Here is a 17,587-nt window from a genome sequence, read left to right on the forward strand (position 1 = left end):
TTGTCACGGCGGAAAAGAGGTCAGCGGAAAAGGGGTCAGAGTAGAGTTTCGTGGTGTGGTGTACGGGCTGGCCGGGCTGGGTCGGCACGAAATCTACTCTGACCCCTTTTCCTTTATGAAGAAGATCCTGCGGCAGTAGCATGGCGCCATGCCGCGCTCCCGCCTCCCCATCCCCTGGACCCACGTTGCCCTGTACGCCGCGCTGCTCGCGGCCGGCACCGTGCTCCTGCAGTGGCTGGACTACCAGCGATTGGTACGCAGCAACGCGGGGCTGGTCTACGACGGCCTGCTGGCCACCGGCTTCCTCGCGCTCGGCATCTGGCTGGGGGTACGCCTGCTGGCGAAGCGTCCGCCGCCGACGGAAGGCGAGGGCAATCCGCAAGCCCAGGCGGCGCTCGGGATCAGTGCGCGCGAGCTGGAGGTGCTGCACGAGATCGCTGCCGGCCATTCCAACAAGGAGATCGCGGCGCGCCTGCATGTCTCGCCGAACACGGTGAAGACCCATGTCGCGCGGCTGCTGGAGAAGTTGGGGGCCAAGCGCCGCACGGAGGCCTTGCGACGGGCGCGGGAACTGGGCCTGATGCCGTAAGCCTGCGTTTTGATGGGTGATTCCGATGAAATCACCCTTCCGGGCGATGGACGCGGCGGGGCGAATCGCCTGCAATCCGGGCTGGTGCAATCAATCGGAGGTGGGGCATGTGGCGCGACATCCTGAAGTACGGCGCGATCGCGGGGCTGGTGGTCGGCGCGGTGATGATCGTGGGGTTCTGGTCGGCCGGCGGCGACATGCCGCACGGCGCGATGGGCATGGTCATCGGCTACGCGACCATGCTGCTGGCGCTGAGCGCGGTGTTCATGGGCATCAAGCACCACCGCGACGTGGCCGGCGGCGGGGTGATCCGGTTCTGGCCGGCGTTCGGCATGGGCCTGGGGATCTCGTTCGTCGCCGCGCTGTTCTACGTGGCGGCGTGGGAGTTCGTGCAGGCGACCATCGTCCACGACTTCGCCGGCAGCTACGCCGCGTCGGTGATCGCCGCGCAGAAGGCCAAGGGCATCGACCCGGCCGCGCTGGCCAGGCTGACCGCAGACATGGAGGCGTTCAAGGTCCAGTATGCGAACCCGCTGTTCCGCCTGCCGATGACCTTCGCCGAGGTGTTCCCGGTCGGCGTGCTGGTCTCGCTGGTGTCGGCGCTGGTGCTGCGCAATCCGCGGGTGCTGCCGGCGCGGTAACGCACCGTTGCGTTCCATCCATCGGCATCGCACCTGCGCAGCCGTGCCCATAGAGTGAGGGGGTCGATGCCGATGGAGTCCGCCATGTCCGCCACCCCGCTGATGCCCGCCGCCTTCCTCGGCCACGGCAGCCCGATGAACGCGCTGGAGCGCAACCGCTATACCGAGGCCTGGCGCGCGTTCGGCGCGGCGGTGCCGCGGCCGCGGGCGATCCTGGCGGTGTCGGCGCACTGGTACGTCAACGGACTGGCGGTCACCGCGATGCCGCGGCCGCGCACCATCCACGATTTCTACGGCTTCCCGCAGGCGCTGTTCGACGTGCAGTACCCGGCGCCGGGCCTGCCGGAACTGGCGCAGGAAGTGGCCGACGCCATCTCGCCGGATCGCGTCGGCGCGGACCTCGATGGTTGGGGGCTCGACCACGGCACCTGGGGCGTGCTGGTGCATGCCTTCCCCGATGCCGACATCCCGGTGGTGCAGTTGTCGATCGATGCGCGCAAGCCGCTGGACTGGCACCTGCAACTGGGTGCGAAGCTGGCGGCGTTGCGCGAACGCGGCGTGCTGATCGTGGGCAGCGGCAACGTGGTGCACAACCTGCGCGCGATGGATCGCCACCAGCCGGATGGCGGGTTCGATTGGGCGCAGCGGTTCGATGACGCCGCGCGTGCGTTGATGACCGAACGCCCGCACGACGTGCCGTCGCTGGCCTCGCATCGCGATTACAAGCTCGCGGTGCCGACCGACGAACATTTCCTGCCGCTGCTGTATGTCGCCGGGCTGGCGTCTGCCGCCGGCAAGACCACGGATGTGCTGGTCGATGGCTATGCCCTGGGTTCGCTGTCGATGACCGCGTACACGCTGCAGGCGCATTGCCCCGAAGCCACGGGCGATGGCGGCGGCGCGGCGCCGATCGACACCACCCTGCCGCCGGAAGACGCGAACGTGTGAACGGCGACGCCGTCACGAGGCGTCGACACGGCTGAACCCGACGGAACCGCGATCGGTGCGCGGCGCGCGCGTTCGCGCGGTGGACAGGTCGGGGTCGGTACGGTGGCGCCTCCCCCACCCAGGAGCCACCCCATGACGGCCGATGTGAAGACGCCGCTGGAACAAGTGAATGCCGCGCTGGCGCAGCTGAAGGAAATGCGGCACTACTCCAGGACCTACGTGGAGCAGCTGACCGCGCAATGGCTGCTGTTCGACGGCCCGCTGAAGAAATTGAAACAGGCGGGCAAGTTCGAGGAGCTGATGACCCGCCAGGCCGAATTCCACGAGGTGCTCGACGAGGAAGTCGGCTTGCTGGAGGACCTGGCGAAGGAACTGCAGCCACCGCCGGAACAGGAGGCCGTGGCCTGAGGCCGGAACGGATGCGGCCGGTCGCGGCCGCATCCCTCATTCGGCGGCCAGCTTGCGCAGCATCCTGGCGTAGTCGCGTCGGTAGCCGCCGGCGTAGCGCAGCTTCGCGGCCGCGCCGAGGATCTTCCCGGAAAGCTGGAAGAACTTCCTTTCCTCCTCGCGCAGGTGGTGGTGCACCTGGTGCGAGAGTCCGCGCGCTTTCTCGAGCCACGGTTCGCCGCGCGGATCCAGCGACTGCAGCTCGGCCACCCGTTCGTCGATCTCGTGGTGCTCGTGCAGCGCATGGCGCGAGGCATCGAGGCCGGCGTCGTCCATCAGCATCGGTACGTAGAGGTAGCGCTCCTCGGCGGCTTCGTGCGCGGCCAGTTCCAGGCGCAGCGCGGCGAACAGCTCGATGCGCGCGCGGGTGCCGGGCTTGGAGCGCAGCAGCCGGCGGCACAGGCCGCGCTGGCGTTCGTGGCTTTCGCGCAGGGCGTCGTACAGGTTCCCGGTGGTCATGGCGTTCTCCTGTCTCGTTGACTCTTCCTGCACGGGAATGCGCACAGGCTGCGCCCACGGAGGCAAGTGCCGGGGCAGGCGTGGACCTTAAGAGCGGATACCCCTATTGGGCCGTGAAGAACGGCCTGATGCAGGCCTTCCCGCCGCTCGCCGGGGACCAGCGGTGCGAGGTCGCGGTGGTCGGCGGCGGGATCACCGGCGCACTGATCGCCTGCGAACTGGCGGCGCACGGTTTCGATGTGGTGCTGGTGGAGCAGCGCGACATCGGCTGGGGCAGCACCGCGGCGAGCACGGCGCTGCTGCAATACGAGATCGATACCCCGCTGCTCGAGCTGGCCAAACGGTACGGCGCAGCCGATGCGGCGATGGCGTACCGCGCCTGCGCGCAGGCGCTCGATGCGCTGGCCGGGCTGGCCGCACAGCTCGGCGACGTGGACTTCGCGCGTGCCGACAGCCTGTATTTCGCCAGCCGTCGCTGGCATGCGGGCGCGATGCGCGAGGAATGCGCGTTGCGCGCGCGGCACGGGCTGCAGGTGGAATGGCTGGAGCGCGCCGCGCTGCGCGAGCGCTTCGGGATCGGCGCGGCGGGCGCGATCCTGAGCGCGCAGGCCGCGCGCATCGACCCGTATCGCTTCACCCATCGCCTGCTGCAGCGCCTGCAGCGCGGCGGTGCGCGGATCTTCGACCGCACCTGCATCGCCAGTCTGGAGGCCGGCTCGCGTGGCGTGGCGCTGCGGACCGATCACGGCGCCACGCTGCGCGCTGGCCAGGTGGTGCTGGCCACCGGCTATGCCGCGCAGCACTGGCTGGATGCACGCGTCGCGCGCAACGCGAGCAGCTACGCCTACATCACCGATCCCTTGCCTGAAGGCGCCTTGCGCGCGCTGGCGGACACGCTGGTGTGGGAATCCGCGCGGCCGTACCTGTACCTGCGCAGCACCGGCGATGGCCGGCTGCTGGTCGGCGGCGCGGACGATGCCGTCGACGTGCCGGCGCGCCGCGACCGCCGCGTGCTGTCGAAGGCACGGCAGCTGCGCAAGCGGGTGGAGCGCATGTTTCCGCAGCTGACGCTGCAGCCCGCCTTCTGCTGGGCCGGCACCTTCGCCGAAACCGGCGACGGCCTGCCGTTCTTCGGCGCGCATGCGCAACATGGCCCGCGCGTGCAGTTCGCGATGGCCTATGGCGGCAACGGCATCACCTATGCGGCGATCGGCGCGCGCATCCTGCGCATGCAGCTGCAGCGCAGGCGCCATCCGTTGCAGGCCCTGTTCGGCTTCGAACGCATGTCGCGCGGTTGAACCTCAGCTGCCGGCGCCCAGCGTCTCGCGCACCGTCGCGTGCAGGTGGCGGCGCATGCTGAGCCAGCCGGCCAGCATCGCCGCCACGGTGCCGACGATGGCGCCGGTGGCGAGCGTGGTCGCGCTCCAGGTCGGCGGCAGGTCGAGCACGCGCTGCGCGAACAGGGTGCCGATGCCGGCCGCCGCGACTGCGGCGATGCCGCCGGCGATCGCGCCGATCGCGCCGAACTCGACCAGCTGCGCATTGCGCAGTTGCGCGCTGCTGGCCCCCAGCGTGCGCAGCACGCCGAGCTCGGTGATGCGCTCGCGCCGGGTCGCCGCCACCGCCGCCACGAACACCAGGCAGCCGGACAGGAAGGCGAACCAGAACACCACCTGGATCACCAGCGCGGCCTGGTCGCCGATGCACCGGATCTCGCCGGTGATCGCATCGATGTCGATCACGTTGGCGTTCGGCAGCGCTTGCGAGAGCGCACTGGCCAGCGCAGTATCGCCGCGCGGCACGCGCACCGCGGTGATGTAGGTGGCGGGCAGCTCGCGCGCCATGTTGGGCGAGGCCAGCACGAAGAAGTTCGGCGTGAAGCTTTCCCAGCGCACGTCGCGCAGGCTGGTGATCTTGCCTTCGATGCGTTGGCCGGCGACATCGAACGTGATCTTGTCGCCCAGCTGCCAGCGCAATTGTTCGGCGAACCTGGTTTCCACGGAAAATTCATTGCGCGCCGTCGCCGCATTCCAGAACTTTCCGGCCTTCAACGTATTCCCTGCCGGTAGCGCATCGGCGGTGGACAGGTTGAATTCGCGGTCGGCCAGGCGTTCGCCGCGGCCTTCGGGCGCGGGACGCCCGCGCTGCTGCGCACTGGGGCCGATGTAGCGCGCGCGGATCAGCGGCGACAGCCCGACCGAGTGGTAGTCGAGGCGCCGGAGCACGGCATCGAACGCCGGCCGCTGTTCCGGCTGCACATTGATCACGAAGCGGTTCGGCGCATCGCCGCGCACCGTGGCCTGCCACTGCTCCCACACATCGGTGCGCACCAGCAGCAACAGCAGCAACGCCATCAGGCTGGTGCCCAGCGCGACCACCTGCGCCACGGTGAGCCGGTGGCGTCGCGACAGGTTCAACAGCGCATAACGGGTGATGCCGCTGCCGCCGCGTCCGGCGCGCGCGACCAAGGCGGCCAGCGCCCAGCCGGCGATGCCGAGCACCAAAGTGGTCGCCAGCAGGCCGCCGAGCAGGATGCCGGCCGCCTGCGCATTGCCGGCGGCTTGCCAGAACAATGCGAGCAGGCCAAGCAGCGCCAACGCGAACAGCAGCAAGGCCGGCGGCGACGGCGTGCGCAGGTCGCTGCGCAGCACCGCCAGCGCACTCACCCGGCGCAATGCCAGCAACGGCGGCAGCGCGAAGGTGAGCAGGATCCAGATGCCGACCAGCGCGCCCTGCAGCAACGGCAACAGTCTCGCCGGTGGCAGCGCGGTGCCGAGTTGCTCGGCGATCCACGCGCCGGCGATCTGCTGCAACACCGCGGCGGCAATGACTGCGGCGAGGATCGCGATGCCGCCGAGGATGGCGAGCGTGCCGACGTACAGGCCGACGATGTCGCGCTGGCCCGCGCCGAGCGCGCGCAAGGTGGCCGCGATCTGCCGATGCCGTTCCGCATGCTGGCGCGCCGCCATGCCGATGGCGACCGCCGCCAGTGCGGCCGTCAGCACCAACGACACGGACAGGAAACGTTGCGCGCGCTCCAGCGCGTTGCGCAATTGCGGACTGAGGTCGTCGCCGGTTTCGACGCGGGCGCCGGGCATGCGTTCGGCTTCACGCGCCTTGACCCATTGCGCGATGGCGACGGGTGCGCCGGTCACCGCCACCCGCCAGGTCGCGCGCGCGCCGGGGCCGAGCAGTCCGCCGGCTTCGACTTCCGAAAGCGGCAGGATCACCCGCGGCCCGAGCTCCACGCCGTTGAGCGGACGGTCGGGTTCCTCGACGACGATGCCGGCCAAGCGCAGCGGCCGACCGCCGACCTCGACCATGCCGCCAAGCTTGCTACGCATGCGCTGCGCGCCGGTGTCGCTCAGCCACAGCGTGCCGGCGGCGGGGCGCGGCAATCGCTGCACGCCCTGCGCGGTGCGCACGGTGTACGGACCGAGCAGAGGCGCATCGTCGGCCAGCGCCTTCAGCGTGCCGAGCTGCGGTGCGGCCTCGTGCGATCCGACCATGCTGGCCAGTTCCACGCTGCGGAACATGCGCAGGTGCAGGCGTTGCGCATCGCGTTGCGCGGCATCGATGGCGCGGTCGTCGCTGCTGAACGCGGCATCGCCGCCGACCAGGCGCCGGCTTTGTTCGGCCAGCGCATCGGTGGTGCGCTGGGCGATGCTGCCGACGCCCGCGAGTGCGAGCACCGCCACGAACAACGCGGCCAGCAGCACGCCGAATTCGCCGTTGCGCCAGCCCTGCCACGCCTGCCGCGTGGCCATCCGCATCGTCCCCGCGAAAGTCATGCGCGCAGGCGCCCGGCATCCAGCCGCAGCTGGCGGTCGCAACGCGCGGCCAGGCGCTCGTCGTGGGTGACCACCACCACCGTGGTCGCGCGCGCGCTGTCCATGTCGAACAGCAGGTCCTCGATGGCGAGGCCGGTCTTGCGGTCGAGGTTGCCGGTGGGTTCGTCGGCGAACAGGATGCGCGGCCTGGCGACGAAGGCGCGGGCGATGGCGACGCGTTGCTGCTCGCCGCCGGACAACTGGCGTGGCAGGTGATGCAGGCGTTCGCCCAGGCCGACCTTCTGCAGCAATTCGCGCGCGGCCTGCGTGCCGGACTTCCCGCGCAATTCCAGCGGCAGCGCCACGTTGTCGAGCGCGCTCATCGCCGGCATCAGCTGGAAGTTCTGGAACACGAAGCCCACCGCCTGCGCGCGCAAGGCGGCGCGTGCATCTTCATCGGCCGCGTGGATCGGCACGCCGTCCAGCCACACCTCGCCGTGGCTGGGCACGTCCAGGCCGGCCAGCAGCGAGAGCAGGGTGGTCTTGCCGGAACCGGATTCGCCGACGATGGCCACGCGTTCGCCGGCCGTGATGTCCAGGCCGATGTCGTCGAGGATGGTCAGCTGACTGTCCGGCAACGCCACCGTCTTGCCGACCCCGCGCGTGCGCAGGCTGCCGCGCGCGGGCGTGCTAGCGTCTGCGGCAGGCGTTGGAACGGGAGCGGTGTCGATGTCGTTGCGGGCGTGGGTATCGGGCGTGTGCGTCATGGCTTTGATGCTAGCCGCTCCGGCGGCCGCGGCGCGCGGGCAGCAAGTCCTGGTGATGGGCGATTCATTGTCCGCGGCCTATGGCCTGCGCCCGGAACAGGGCTGGGTGGCGCTGGCCGAGGCGAAATCCGCGCGCTACGACTTCCACAACGCCAGCATTTCCGGCGAGACCAGCGCCGGCGGGCGCAGCCGGATCGCCGCCGAACTGGCGCGGACGAAACCCGACATCGTGGTGATCGAACTCGGCGCCAACGACGGCCTGCGCGGCCTGCCGCTCACGCAACTGGGGTCGAACCTGGGCTGGATGATCGGTGCATCGAAAGCGGCCGGTGCGCGCGTGCTGCTGGTCGGCCTGCAGCTGCCGCCGAACTTCGGCCGCTACGCCACGGATTTCCAGCGCAGCTACGCGCTGATCGCCCAGCGCCTCGATGCCGGGTTGGTGCCGCATTTCCTGGCGCCGCTGGGCACGCAGCGCAAATGGTTCCAGGCCGACAACCTGCACCCGGTGGCCGCGGCGCAGCCCTTGCTGGCGGACCAGATGTTGCGGGCGCTGGACGCGTTGCCCGCGCGCTGAGTCAGGCCGTGCCGTGTTCGCGCGCGATCGCGCGCCAGCCGATGTCGTGGCGGTGGAATTCGCTGTCCCAATGGATCGCGTCGACGCCGGCATAGGCATTGCGCTGCGCATCGGCCACGCTGTCGCCCAGCGCGGCCACGCACAGCACGCGACCGCCGGTGGCGATGACCTTGCCGGCATTGTCCAGCGCGGTGCCGGCATGGAAGACCTTGGCGTTCGCGGGCACGGCATCGAGGCCCGAGATCGCATCGCCGGTGATCGGCGTGTCCGGATACGGTTTGGATGCAAGCACCACGCCCAGCGACGGTTGCGGCGTCCAGCGCGCCTCGATGGCGTGCAGCTGCTCGTCGATGGCGGCTTCGACCAGCTCGACCAGGTCGGATTCCAGCCGCAGCATCACCGGCTGGGTTTCCGGATCGCCGAAGCGCACGTTGAATTCGATCACCTTCGGTGCGCCGTCGGCGTCGATCATCAGCCCCGCGTAGAGGAAGCCGGTGAACGGGATGCCGTCGGCGATCATGCCGGCCACGGTCGGATTCACCACTTCGCGCATCACCCGCGCATGCACCTCGGGCGTGACCACGGGCGCGGGCGAATACGCGCCCATGCCGCCGGTGTTGGGGCCGCTGTCGCCATCGCCCACGCGCTTGTGGTCCTGCGAGGTGGCCATCGGCAGCGCGGTCTTGCCGTCCACCATCGAGATGAAGCTGGCTTCCTCGCCATCGAGGAATTCCTCGATGACGACGCGCGCGCCGGCGTCGCCGAAGGCGTTGCCGCTGAGCATGTCGCGCACGGCGGCTTCGGCTTCGTCCTGCGTCATCGCCACGATCACGCCCTTGCCGGCGGCCAGGCCATCGGCCTTGACCACGATCGGCGCACCCTTCTCGCGGAGGTAGGCAAGCGCGGCATCGACATCGGTATGCACGGCGTAGAACGCGGTCGGGATGCCGTGGCGCTGCAGGAAGTCCTTCGCATACGCCTTGCTGCCTTCCAGCTGCGCCGCCTTGGCGGTGGGCCCGAAGATGCGCCGGCCCTGCGCGCGGAACGCATCGACCACGCCGGCCACCAGTGGCTGCTCGGGCCGACCACGGTCAGTGCGATGTCCTCGATCTGCGCGAGCTGCAGCAGGCCGTCGATGTCGGTGGCCTTGACCGCGACGTTGCGGCATTTGCTTTCGGTCGCGGTGCCGGCATTGCCGGGTGCGACCAGCACTTCGGACACGCGCGGCGATTGCGCGAGCTTCCACGCCAACGCGTGTTCGCGGCCGCCGGAACCGATGACGAGGACTTTCATGACATTGCCTCCGGGGCAAGAACGAGTTGCTGCAGGGACACCAGTTTGCTGCCGCCGGCGACATGTTGCCGGCCGACTTCGACGAAACCGAAGCGGTCGTGGAAGGCTTTCGACGCCGGATTCGGCGGCGCCAGGTTGTATTCGCACACGACGCGATCGATGCCGCGCCGGCGCGCCTGCGCGAACAGGTCGCGGTAGAGCGTGCCGCCGATGCCCATGCCGGCCGCGGCGGCATCCACCACGATGCGGTCCACGTAGACGAAGCGCGGCGCGTGCGCGGCGAACCAGCGGAAGTTGTCGTTGTCGTAGGCGGCGTCGTGATCCATCGCCAGCAGTAAGCCGACCACGCGGCCATCCGCTTCGGCGACGGTGAAGCGACAGGCCAGCGCGGCCAATGCCTCCAGCCGCACGCGATCCATCGCGCTGGTCTGCGTCACTTCGGCGGCATTCAGCGCAAGCACGCGCTCGAAGTCCGCCGCCACGGCATCGCGCAGGATCGCGTCGGCCATCGTCAGTGGCGGAAGTGGCGCACGCCGGTGAACACCATCGCGATCCCGTGCTCGTCCGCCGCCGCGATCACCTCGTTGTCGCGCATCGAACCGCCCGGCTGGATCACCGCCTTGATCCCGGCCTGCGCGGCGGCGTCGATGCCATCGCGGAACGGGAAGAAGGCATCGCTGGCCATCACCGAGCCTTCGACCACGAGGCCCGCGTCCTGCGCCTTGATCCCGGCGATGCGCGCGGAATACACGCGGCTCATCTGCCCGGCGCCGACGCCGATGGTGCGGTGGTCCTTCGCATAGACGATCGCGTTCGACTTCACGAACTTCGCTACCTTCCAGGCGAACAGCAGGTCGGCGAACTGCGCCTCGGTGGGCGCGAGCTTGGTCACGACCTTCAAGTCGTCGCGGGTAATCACGCGGTCGTCGGCGGTCTGCATCAGCATGCCGGAGCCGACGCGCTTGGTGTCGATGAAGCCGGGCGAGGGCTTGGCCATCGGGATGCGCAGCACGCGCACATTCGCTTTCTTGCGCGCGTAATCGAGCGCGCCATCCTCGTAATCCGGCGCGATCAGCACTTCGACGAACTGGCGGTCGAGGATCGCCTTGCAGGTCGCCGCATCCAGCCTGGTGTTGAACGCGAGGATGCCGCCGAACGCGCTGGTCGGGTCGGTGGCGTAGGCGGCTTCATAGGCATTGGCGCAACCGGCGCCGATCGCCACGCCGCACGGGTTGGCGTGCTTGACGATCACGCAGGCCGGCAGCTCGAACTGGCGCACGCATTCCCACGCGGCATCGCTGTCGGCGATGTTGTTGTAACTGAGTTCCTTGCCCTGCAGCTGGGTGAACGTCGCCAGCGAACCGGGCGCCGGCCACAGGTCGCGGTAGAACGCGGCCTGCTGGTGCGGGTTCTCGCCGTAGCGCAGGTCCATCACCTTGACGAAGTTGCCGTTGGCCTGCGCGGAGAACTGCGCATGGCTGCCGTCGTCCTGCTTCGCCGACAGGAAATTGCTGATGCAGGCGTCGTAGAAGGCGACGTTGTTGAACGCCGCGACGGCCAGGCCGAAGCGGGTCTTCGCCGACAGCGCGCCGGCATTGGCATTCAACTCGTCGACGATCCCGGCGTACTGCGCCGGATCGGTGGCGACGGCGACGCGGGCGAAGTTCTTGGCCGCGCTGCGCAGCATCGCCGGGCCGCCGATGTCGATGTTCTCGATCACGTCCTCGAAGCTGCTGGCCGGATCCATCGACACCTTCAGGAACGGATACAGGTTCAGCACCAGCAGGTCGATCCTGTCGATGCCGTGTTCCGCCATCACCGCGTCGTCGGTGCCGGCGCGGCCGAGCAGGCCGCCGTGCACCTTCGGGTGCAGCGTCTTCACCCTGCCATCCATCATTTCCGGGAAGCCGGTGTGCTCGCTGACGTCCTTCACCGTGAGGCCAGCCTCGCGCAGCGTCTTGGCGGTGCCGCCGGTGGAGAGCAGTTCCACGCCGTGCGCAGCCAGCGCCTTGGCGAAATCGAGCAGGCCGGTCTTGTCGGAGACGGACAGCAGGGCGCGGCGAACGGCCACGGACGGGCCTTCGAACAGGTTTGCGGTCATGCGGAGAGGCGGTGCGGAGGGGAGCGCGAATTATAAACGCGCTGCCGCCGCAGGCTCAGGAGGAGAGCCCGTAATCCTTGAGTTTCTTGCGCAGGGTGGCGCGATGGATGCCGAGCATGGTCGCGGCGCGGCTCTGGTTGCCGTCGCAGTGCTTCAGGACCTCGGCGAACAGCGGGATTTCCAGCTCGCGCAGGGCGATGTTGTACAGGTCGTCGGTATCGCAGCCGTCGAGATCGCGCAGGTAGCGGCGCACGGAGGTTGCCACGTGGTCGCGCAACGGCGCGCGGCTGGCGTCCTGGCGGTCGGCGGAAACGTTCAAGCGGGAGCCCTCGATGCGAACCGCGTCGAGCGAATCCATCGCCGCGGGAGGGCGAGTCTAGCGCGAAATGTTTGCGCCGCGCAGCGCGCCGACGCATTCATCGAAAAATATCCTGCCGCCGCGCGGAATCGTGCGGTGCGTCACTCGAAGCGGAAGTCGAAGGCGACCACGCCCGCTGCCGGTTCGACGATGTCGAACGCCAGTTGCGTGGCCTGGCCGGGGGCGAGCAGCGCGTCCTTCGGCGCATTGCCGAGGTAGTCGCGCGGCAGGAAGCGACGCATGCCGAGCTGCCGGCCCTCGGCATTCGACAGCGCCAGCACCAGCGCCGGCCACGGTTGCGCCCAGGCGGCGTCGTTGCGGAAGCTGGCCTGCACGCGCAGCACGCCGGGGCGCCCGGGCACTGCGATCACGTCGCGCGAAAGCATGCTGAAGGCGCCGGGTTCGCGCCATGCCGGCACGCTGCAACCGAGCGCGCCGCAGGCTGCGACCACCATGGGGCGCCAGCGCGCATCCGCCGCGAGCGGCGCGCGCTGGCTGAAGAACAACTGCGCCAGCAGCGCCAGCGCGAGCAGCGCCAGCGCGATCCATTCGCCGATGCGCGCGCGGCGCGGCGCGGCTTCGCGGATGAAGCTGGGCGCGCGGCTCACCTGCGCCGGCCTTCGATGCGGATCCAGTCATCCTGGCGGGCGACGCGCAGCTCGTCGAACCAGGCGGCATAGCGTTCCAGCAGTTCGCCTTCCTGGCCGGCGAGGATGCCGGACATCGCGATGCGTCCGCCCGCCTCGGTGCGCGCGGCCAGGGTCTCGGCCAACGCGTCCAGCGCGACCGCGAGGATGTTGGCGACCACCACCGGGTAGGCGCGCACCGGTTCGTCCTGCGGCAGGAATACGTCGATGACCATGCCGTTGCGCTGGGCATTGTCGGCGGTGGCGATCAATGCCTGCGGATCGTTGTCGACGCCGACCGCGCGCGCCGCGCCGAGCTTGAGCGCCGCGAGCGCGAGGATGCCGCTGCCGCAGCCGAAATCGAGCAGCTCGCGGCCCTGCAGTTCGCCGCGCGCGGCGAGTCCATCCAGCCACGCGAGGCAGAGCGCGGTGGTCGGATGGGTGCCGGAGCCGAACGCCAGGCCGGGATCGAGGCGCACGACCGCGGCATCGCCGGCTTGTGCAGCATCGGGCAGCTCGTGGTTCCACGGCACGATCCAGGTGCGCGCGCCGAAGCGCATCGGCTGGAACTGGTCGAGCCAGGCGCGTTCCCAGTCCTGGTCCTCGACCTTCTCGAAGCGCGCCTGCGTCCAGTCGATGCCGGGATCGAAGGCTTCCAGCGCGGCCAGCAGCCACAATGCGTCGCTGTCGGCATCGAACAGCGCGGTCAGGGTCATCTCCCGCCACAGCGGGATCTCGCCGACGCCGGGTTCGAAGATCGCCTGCTCGTCGGCGGCATCCAGGTGCGCGTCCTGCAGGGTCACGGCAAGCGCGCCGACGTCCTCGAGCGCGCGCTCGACGCGCGGTTGCCGGTCTTCGGTGCAGGGAATGGCGAGTTGCAGGTAGGGCATGCGCCAAGTATTGGGCATTGCGGCCGTCGCGGGAATGGCCGTTTCAGGATTCGAGCCGTTCCTGCGCGTTGCGCGAGACGATCCATGCCTGCCGCCGCTGCAGCAGGCGCACGCCGCCAAGCAGGTAGTTGACGCTGAACAGCAGGGTCAGGCCGATCAGCAACAGGTGCCAGCCGCGATCGACGAAGATGGCCGGGTAGGTCCGCACCAACCACCATGCCAGCCCCTGGAAGGCGATCGCGGCCGGCATCATGAAGCGGATGTTGATGCGCTGGTCGCTGACGATGTCGTCGAGCAGGGCGCGTTCGTCTGCGGTGCCGAAATCGTCCGCATGCCTGCGCACGATGCGCAGGTCGTAGCCGTACAGGCCCCAGACCGCGATCGCGTAGAGCGCGTTCAAGGCGAACCAGCGCTGCGGGTCGCCGACCTGGGTCAGGGCCACGGCCTCCAGCAGGGTCGCGCCGAAATACACGAAGGTATGGCCGAATTCGAGCGGCCAGCCGATGAACGAAAGCGTGTGCAGCAGCGCGCGCGACCAGAAGATCAGCACCACCAGCAGGCCGGTGGCGATGTACGGCCAGGCTTGCCATTGCAGCTCGACCAGCGGCGCCACGCTGGCGCTCGCCAGCACGCCCAGGGCCAGGCCCTGGATGATGCTGATCAGGGTGAGCTCGATGTTGACCACGGTCGCGTCGAGCGCGGTCTTCGCCGACGAGCGCGCCGCCAGCGCGGGACCGGCGTTGCTGGACGGGGACGATGCGGGATCGGACATGGCGGCCTGGCTTCGGACCCGCGCCCATGGTGGCATGGACGCGGGCAGGGCGCTGCGCCGCGCTGGCTCAGCCGCCGAGGATGCCCTTCAGCAGGCCCTTCATGCCGGGCTTCTTCTGTTGCTGCTGTTGCTGGCCGTCGCCGTCGTCCATCTGCTGCATGTTGCCGAAGTCCATGCCCAGCATCGCGGTGGCGGTGGACTTGGCGCGCAGGCGGACGCTCCACTCCGGATTCCACGGCTGCTTCGGGTCGGCCGGCTTGGGCGGATAGGTGATCCAGCTTTCCGGGCCGTAGGCGGTCATCATCAGCATGCCCGGCATGCTGGCCTGCTGGCCCTGCACGTTGGAGGCGCCGGCGAAGATGCCCTTCGGGACGGTGCAACTGGTGGCGCTGGAAGGCAGCAGGATCTTCTGCTTCAGCCATTTGTCGATGTAGCTGCCGCTCAGGTAGGCGTGCAGTTCCTGGCCGGCGCCGGGAACTTCGGCGCTGCTCCAGACGGTGAGCGCGTACGAGTTCTCGCCCAGAATCTGCATGTGCATGCCGCTGATGAAATAGGCGCGCGCGCGATCCACCGACGGCCAGCTCAGGCCGACCGCGGCGGTGGCTTCGCCCTGCGTGCGCAGCATCAGCTTGGGCATGAAGTCGGCGGACTGCTCGACCTGGAACTGCATCGAGGCCGGGATGCCGTCGCCGGTGATCCTGTGCTCGCCGGCCAACCGCGCGCCGCTCGGCACCTGCTTGCCGGACTTGCGGTTAGGCCAGTAGACCCAGCCCGGCTTCAGGTCGATGTCGCGGTCCGGCACGTATTGGCCCTTGGACAGGCTGCCGCTGGACTGGAAGTCCACGCCCTGCATGCCGCCCATCGGGTTCTTCGGGTCGATGGTCCTGCCGCCGCCCTTGATCTTGAAGGTCGCGACCTTGGGCTGGCCCGGGCGCACCGCCGCGCCGCAGCCCCAGTATTCGGAGATCTTCACCTCGACATCCGGGATCTTGCCCGGCGGGGTGCTGCCCTTGGTCGGCGTGCTGGGTTCGGGCTCGATCAAGGTCAGCGATTTGCCCAGCTTCAGCCCGCCCGGGATCAGGTCCTGCGCTTCCACGCCCGGCTTGAGGTCGTTGCGCAGCGCCATGTCCATGTACTGCCCGGTCATGCCGCCGACGCGCGCGGTCGGGTAGACGAACCGGTTCTCGGCGCCGCCGCCCATGCGCTTGGCCATGAAACCGCCAAGTCCGCCCATCATCCCGCCCATGTCCGGCATTCCCGCCATGTTGTGGGTGAGGACGTCGATGTACAGGTTGGTCGGCGGGTTCTTGGCCTTCTGGCTGGACGCGGGCAGGGCCACGAGCGCGGTGGTCAGGGCAAGGCAGAGCAGGTGGCGACGTTGCATGGCGGCTCCGGGTTTTCGTGTCGATCTTCCACTGGATAGCGGATTTTCGCGGCAAGACCGGTCACGCCGGCGGGCGCGTCAGATCACCGACAGCGCCTTGTCCTTGCGTTCCGCCAGCTTCTTTTCCAGGTAATGGATGTTCTGCCCGCCCTGGGCGAAACCGCCATCGGCCAGGATCCGCTGCTGCAGCGGCACGTTGGTCTTGATCCCGTCCACCACCATCTCGCTCAGCGCCACCCGCATGCGCGCGATCGCCTGCTCGCGGGTCGCGCCGTGCACGATCAGCTTGCCGATCATCGAATCGTAGTTCGGCGGCACCCGGTAGCCCTCGTAGATGTGCGAATCCACCCGCACGCCCGGGCCGCCCGGCGAGTGGAAGTGGGTCACCAGGCCCGGCGAGGGCATGAAGGTGTCCGGGTCTTCCGCGTTGATGCGGCATTCGATCGCATGGCCCTTCAGCACCACGTCGCTCTGCTTGATGCTGAGCTTGTGGCCGGCGGCGATCAGCAACTGCTCGCGCACCAGGTCGATGCCGGTGACCAGTTCGGTGACCGGGTGCTCCACCTGGATGCGGGTGTTCATCTCGATGAAGTAGAAGCGGCCGGCCTCGTACAGGAACTCGAAGGTGCCGGCGCCGCGGTAGCCGATGCGGATGCAGGCTTCCACGCAGACGCGGCCAATCTCGGCGCGCTGTTCGTCGCTGATGCCGGGCGCGGGCGCTTCCTCCACCACCTTCTGGTGGCGGCGCTGCATCGAGCAGTCGCGCTCGCCCAGGTGGATGGCGTTGCCCTGGCCGTCGGCCAGCACCTGGATCTCCACGTGGCGCGGGTTCTCCAGGAACTTCTCCATGTAGACCATGTCGTTGCCGAACGCGGCCTTGGCTTCCTGCTTGGTGGTGGCGATGGCATTGGCCAGCGCGGCTTCGGTGTGGACCACGCGCATGCCGCGGCCGCCGCCGCCGCCGGCCGCCTTGACGATCACCGGGTAGCCGATCTCCGCGGCGATCTTCACGTTGGTCGCCGTGTCGTCGCCCAAGGGGCCGCCGCTGCCGGGCACGCAGGGCACGCCCGCGGCCTTCATCGCGCGGATCGCTTCCACCTTGTCGCCCATCAGGCGGATGGTGTCGGCCTTGGGGCCGATGAAGACGAAGCCGGACTGCTCCACGCGTTCGGCGAAGTCCGCGTTCTCCGACAGGAAGCCGTAGCCGGGGTGGATGGCCTGCGCGTCGGTCACCTCGGCGGCGGCGATGATCGCCGGCATGTTGAGGTAGCTCTCGCTGGATGGCGCCGGGCCGATGCAGACGGATTCGTCGGCCATCGCCACGTGCTTGAGGTTGCGGTCCACGGTGGAATGCACCGCGACCGTGCGGATGCCCATCGCATGGCAGGCGCGCAGGATGCGCAGCGCGATCTCGCCGCGGTTGGCGATGACGACTTTATCGAGCATGGGAACCCCCGATTACCCGATAACGAAAAGAGGCTGGTCGAATTCGACCGGCTGCCCGCTCTCGCACTGGATGGCGAGCACGGTGCCGGAGACGTCGGCCTCGATCGGGTTGAACATCTTCATCGCCTCGATGATGCCCAGCGTCTCGCCGGCCTTGACCGCCTGGCCGACGCTGACGAAGGCCGGCTTGTCCGGCGACGGGCTGGCGTAGAAGGTGCCGACCATCGGCGCGCGCACCACGTGGCCGGGCGGCAGGTCGGCATGCGGCTTGTGCGAGCCGCCGGTGGCGGCTTCCGACGGCGAATGCATCGGCATCACCGGGGCCGGCGCCGGCGCGGCGGCGGGCGCGGCGACGTGCTGGACCATCGGCGCGGCGGCCTGGACCAGGCCGCCCTTCGGCACGCGCGCCAGGCGTACGGATTCCTCGCCTTCCTTGATCTCGATCTCGGCCAGGTTGGATTCTTCCAGCAGGTCGATCAGCTTCTTGATCTTGCGCAGGTCCATGGAACGGGTCCTCTTGGG

18 protein-coding genes and 1 pseudogene are annotated in these 17,587 nt (G+C 69.2%); 6 read left to right on the forward strand and 13 right to left on the reverse strand.

Features of this window, described 5'->3' with window-relative positions:
• Window positions 1-148 precede the first annotated feature (148 nt).
• From FHQ07_RS14650 to FHQ07_RS10450, 4 genes are all read left to right on the forward strand, one after another.
• Window positions 149-589, forward strand: coding sequence for a LuxR C-terminal-related transcriptional regulator (locus FHQ07_RS14650; protein ID WP_139716742.1), 441 nt, complete (start codon window positions 149-151; stop codon window positions 587-589).
• Window positions 590-696: 107 nt separating this feature from the next.
• Entirely contained in the window at window positions 697-1,230 is a 534-nt protein-coding gene (locus FHQ07_RS10440) for a DUF4199 domain-containing protein (RefSeq protein ID WP_139716743.1), read from the forward strand.
• 84 nt (window positions 1,231-1,314) lie between these two features.
• Entirely contained in the window at window positions 1,315-2,178 is an 864-nt protein-coding gene (gene ygiD / locus FHQ07_RS10445) for a 4,5-DOPA-extradiol-dioxygenase (protein ID WP_139716744.1), read from the forward strand.
• Window positions 2,179-2,310: 132 nt separating this feature from the next.
• The gene (locus FHQ07_RS10450; RefSeq protein WP_139716745.1) at window positions 2,311-2,586 is read left to right on the forward strand and encodes a hypothetical protein; all 276 of its coding nucleotides are present in this window, start codon (window positions 2,311-2,313) and stop codon (window positions 2,584-2,586) included.
• Window positions 2,587-2,622: 36 nt separating this feature from the next.
• On the opposite strand, the gene FHQ07_RS10455 is transcribed toward FHQ07_RS10450, so the two are convergent.
• A complete protein-coding gene (locus tag FHQ07_RS10455; protein ID WP_139716746.1) occupies window positions 2,623-3,084 on the reverse strand; it encodes a hemerythrin domain-containing protein in 462 nt (153 codons plus the stop codon).
• Between the two features lie 80 nt (window positions 3,085-3,164).
• Here FHQ07_RS10455 and FHQ07_RS10460 point away from each other — a divergent pair, with 80 nt between their 5' ends.
• Complete coding sequence (locus FHQ07_RS10460; RefSeq protein WP_139716747.1) at window positions 3,165-4,382, forward strand: NAD(P)/FAD-dependent oxidoreductase; 1,218 nt, start codon at window positions 3,165-3,167, stop codon at window positions 4,380-4,382.
• A 3-nt stretch (window positions 4,383-4,385) separates the two neighbouring features.
• On the opposite strand, the gene FHQ07_RS10465 is transcribed toward FHQ07_RS10460, so the two are convergent.
• Together FHQ07_RS10465 and FHQ07_RS10470 are read right to left on the reverse strand one after the other, a co-directional pair.
• Window positions 4,386-6,851: an ABC transporter permease gene (locus tag FHQ07_RS10465; protein WP_168191540.1), complete on the reverse strand. Its 2,466-nt coding sequence runs from the start codon at window positions 6,849-6,851 to the stop codon at window positions 4,386-4,388.
• Window positions 6,852-6,871: 20 nt separating this feature from the next.
• On the reverse strand, window positions 6,872-7,621 hold the full coding sequence (locus FHQ07_RS10470; RefSeq protein ID WP_139716749.1) for an ABC transporter ATP-binding protein: 750 nt from the start codon (window positions 7,619-7,621) through the stop codon (window positions 6,872-6,874).
• 7 nt (window positions 7,622-7,628) lie between these two features.
• Between FHQ07_RS10470 and FHQ07_RS10475 the strand changes: the two genes are divergently transcribed.
• On the forward strand, window positions 7,629-8,195 hold the full coding sequence (locus FHQ07_RS10475) for an arylesterase (RefSeq protein WP_277871791.1): 567 nt from the start codon (window positions 7,629-7,631) through the stop codon (window positions 8,193-8,195).
• A 1-nt stretch (window position 8,196) separates the two neighbouring features.
• On the opposite strand, the pseudogene purD reads toward FHQ07_RS10475, so the two are convergent.
• From purD to accB, 10 genes and pseudogenes are all read right to left on the reverse strand, one after another.
• Window positions 8,197-9,488: pseudogene (gene purD / locus FHQ07_RS10480) on the reverse strand (phosphoribosylamine--glycine ligase).
• The gene (locus FHQ07_RS10485) at window positions 9,485-9,997 is read right to left on the reverse strand and encodes a GNAT family N-acetyltransferase (protein WP_240703468.1); all 513 of its coding nucleotides are present in this window, start codon (window positions 9,995-9,997) and stop codon (window positions 9,485-9,487) included. Before FHQ07_RS10485 ends, purD begins: the two are co-directional and overlap by 4 nt.
• A gap of 2 nt (window positions 9,998-9,999) precedes the next feature.
• Window positions 10,000-11,589: a bifunctional phosphoribosylaminoimidazolecarboxamide formyltransferase/IMP cyclohydrolase gene (gene purH / locus FHQ07_RS10490; protein WP_139716751.1), complete on the reverse strand. Its 1,590-nt coding sequence runs from the start codon at window positions 11,587-11,589 to the stop codon at window positions 10,000-10,002.
• A 55-nt stretch (window positions 11,590-11,644) separates the two neighbouring features.
• Window positions 11,645-11,947, reverse strand: a complete 303-nt coding sequence (gene fis, locus FHQ07_RS10495; protein WP_139716752.1) for a DNA-binding transcriptional regulator Fis — start codon at window positions 11,945-11,947, stop codon at window positions 11,645-11,647.
• A 101-nt stretch (window positions 11,948-12,048) separates the two neighbouring features.
• Window positions 12,049-12,555, reverse strand: coding sequence for a DUF3426 domain-containing protein (locus tag FHQ07_RS10500; protein WP_139716753.1), 507 nt, complete (start codon window positions 12,553-12,555; stop codon window positions 12,049-12,051).
• Window positions 12,552-13,463, reverse strand: a complete 912-nt coding sequence (gene prmA / locus FHQ07_RS10505) for a 50S ribosomal protein L11 methyltransferase (RefSeq protein ID WP_139716754.1) — start codon at window positions 13,461-13,463, stop codon at window positions 12,552-12,554. The genes FHQ07_RS10500 and prmA overlap by 4 nt, the downstream gene beginning before the upstream one ends.
• A gap of 43 nt (window positions 13,464-13,506) precedes the next feature.
• Window positions 13,507-14,235 (reverse strand): hypothetical protein, encoded by a 729-nt coding sequence (locus FHQ07_RS10510; protein WP_139716755.1) that lies wholly within the window; start codon window positions 14,233-14,235, stop codon window positions 13,507-13,509.
• Between the two features lie 67 nt (window positions 14,236-14,302).
• Entirely contained in the window at window positions 14,303-15,619 is a 1,317-nt protein-coding gene (locus FHQ07_RS10515) for a hypothetical protein (protein WP_139716756.1), read from the reverse strand.
• Window positions 15,620-15,697: 78 nt separating this feature from the next.
• On the reverse strand, window positions 15,698-17,065 hold the full coding sequence (accC, locus tag FHQ07_RS10520) for an acetyl-CoA carboxylase biotin carboxylase subunit (protein WP_139716757.1): 1,368 nt from the start codon (window positions 17,063-17,065) through the stop codon (window positions 15,698-15,700).
• 12 nt (window positions 17,066-17,077) lie between these two features.
• The gene (gene accB / locus FHQ07_RS10525; RefSeq protein WP_139716758.1) at window positions 17,078-17,569 is read right to left on the reverse strand and encodes an acetyl-CoA carboxylase biotin carboxyl carrier protein; all 492 of its coding nucleotides are present in this window, start codon (window positions 17,567-17,569) and stop codon (window positions 17,078-17,080) included.
• Window positions 17,570-17,587: the final 18 nt, after the last annotated feature.

Source organism: Thermomonas aquatica (genome assembly GCF_006337105.1).
In the GTDB taxonomy this organism is placed as follows: domain Bacteria; phylum Pseudomonadota; class Gammaproteobacteria; order Xanthomonadales; family Xanthomonadaceae; genus Thermomonas; species Thermomonas aquatica.

Bases quoted from the DNA above. Each gene is read 5' to 3' on its own strand.
- FHQ07_RS10485 (WP_240703468.1), bottom strand. From the start codon at position 9,997: ATGGCCGACGCGATCCTGCGCGATGCCGTGGCGGCGGACTTCGAGCGC.
- FHQ07_RS10510 (WP_139716755.1), bottom strand. From the start codon at position 14,235: ATGTCCGATCCCGCATCGTCCCCGTCCAGCAACGCCGGTCCCGCGCTG.
- FHQ07_RS10440 (WP_139716743.1), top strand. From the start codon at position 697: ATGTGGCGCGACATCCTGAAGTACGGCGCGATCGCGGGGCTGGTGGTC.
- ygiD (WP_139716744.1), top strand. From the start codon at position 1,315: ATGTCCGCCACCCCGCTGATGCCCGCCGCCTTCCTCGGCCACGGCAGC.
- FHQ07_RS10470 (WP_139716749.1), bottom strand. From the start codon at position 7,621: ATGACGCACACGCCCGATACCCACGCCCGCAACGACATCGACACCGCT.
- accB (WP_139716758.1), bottom strand. From the start codon at position 17,569: ATGGACCTGCGCAAGATCAAGAAGCTGATCGACCTGCTGGAAGAATCC.
- FHQ07_RS14650 (WP_139716742.1), top strand. From the start codon at position 149: ATGCCGCGCTCCCGCCTCCCCATCCCCTGGACCCACGTTGCCCTGTAC.
- FHQ07_RS10515 (WP_139716756.1), bottom strand. From the start codon at position 15,619: ATGCAACGTCGCCACCTGCTCTGCCTTGCCCTGACCACCGCGCTCGTG.
- FHQ07_RS10465 (WP_168191540.1), bottom strand. From the start codon at position 6,851: ATGGCCACGCGGCAGGCGTGGCAGGGCTGGCGCAACGGCGAATTCGGC.
- purH (WP_139716751.1), bottom strand. From the start codon at position 11,589: ATGACCGCAAACCTGTTCGAAGGCCCGTCCGTGGCCGTTCGCCGCGCC.
- FHQ07_RS10475 (WP_277871791.1), top strand. From the start codon at position 7,629: ATGCTAGCCGCTCCGGCGGCCGCGGCGCGCGGGCAGCAAGTCCTGGTG.
- accC (WP_139716757.1), bottom strand. From the start codon at position 17,065: ATGCTCGATAAAGTCGTCATCGCCAACCGCGGCGAGATCGCGCTGCGC.
- prmA (WP_139716754.1), bottom strand. From the start codon at position 13,463: ATGCCCTACCTGCAACTCGCCATTCCCTGCACCGAAGACCGGCAACCG.
- FHQ07_RS10455 (WP_139716746.1), bottom strand. From the start codon at position 3,084: ATGACCACCGGGAACCTGTACGACGCCCTGCGCGAAAGCCACGAACGC.
- fis (WP_139716752.1), bottom strand. From the start codon at position 11,947: ATGGATTCGCTCGACGCGGTTCGCATCGAGGGCTCCCGCTTGAACGTT.
- FHQ07_RS10450 (WP_139716745.1), top strand. From the start codon at position 2,311: ATGACGGCCGATGTGAAGACGCCGCTGGAACAAGTGAATGCCGCGCTG.